Origin of the sequence: Sediminicola sp. 1XM1-17 (genome assembly GCF_037203765.1) — a bacterium.
In the GTDB taxonomy this organism is placed as follows: Bacteria; Bacteroidota; Bacteroidia; order Flavobacteriales; family Flavobacteriaceae; genus Sediminicola.
Genome location: NZ_JBBCAS010000020.1, coordinates 1 through 1,194 on the forward strand (window position 1 = coordinate 1; position 1,194 = coordinate 1,194).

1 pseudogene is annotated in these 1,194 nt (G+C 43.0%); it reads right to left on the minus strand.

What is annotated here, in order from left to right:
• Positions 1–1,194, minus strand: a pseudogene (locus tag WAA86_RS15345) (hypothetical protein); the annotation flags it as partial.

Below are 1,194 nucleotides of genomic sequence, written 5' to 3' on the forward strand. Positions count from 1 at the left end.
TACGGAAAGCGTTCCGTTGCTATCTGTGATCTGAAGATCGGTACCCACCACAGCAAAGGCCGTATTGACCTCATTGGATGGATCAGTATCGTTATCTGCGGCATTACTCGCTGCCAATTCATCCAAAGCTCCCTGCACATCGGTTGATGTCAATCCAGAACTTGGCGTGTAAGGGTTGGAATTGGCTCTGGTATCAATTAATTGGGTAGCACCTGTTTCGTCGGTATAGGTATACGTTCCATTACCATTATCAACCAATCCGCTTGTGGTTTGATTGGTATCAATGACCACTGCATTACCAGAATCATCTGTAATTGTATAAGTACCATCTGTATTATCTACCACAGTAGAACGCTTGGCATCGAACGTAGTGATTGTTCCATTTTCAGAAGTGTACGAAAACGTGCCATTGGCGTTATCAGCAAGCGTGGTAACAGTTTCATTTATGTCTGCACTTACACCTGCGGCATTGGTAATCGTTGCGATTCTGTTACCGGCCACAACATTGGATATGGTTACTCCATTGGTATTGATTACTACATCACTACCATCGTTGTTGGTAAAGGTATAAGTACCGTCCAAATTATCCGTGATATCAGCTTTACTAACGGTTTGCGCTGTTCCATCTTCGTTGGTATAGGTAATTGTACCATTATTGTTATCCACTAAGTTGGTTACTGTCTCGGCAACCGTAACAGAAGCCACATTTAAGTACAAACCGCCATCTGCGCCTACAATAATATCATTATTGGCATCTGTACTCAACATGGTTATCGTCTGGTTGGCGCCTAGTTCATCGGTATAGGTAATTGTACCGTCTCCATTATTAAGAACCGTTGTTAATGTTTCTAGATTTTTAATATCTATAACTGTAGCCACACCAGCTTCATCGGTATATGTGAAGGTACTTCCTGGATTGGCAACCATTGTTGTCAAGGTCTCCAAGTTGTTAACCAAAGGTGTAAGATCTATCATGTTTACCACCCCATCCTCATCGGTAAATTCCAAATTGGTATTATCAGCATTTAGTGCTAATGATGTCAAAGTTTCCAAATTAGCGATATCAATGATGGTATCCACTCCGTCCTCATCCTTGTAGGTGAAGGTCCCGTCAGCGTTGGCCACCAAAGTGGTCACCGTTTCCAGGTTGTCAACAAGGGCAGATAGGTTCAACTGGGTCACTACCCCGTCCTC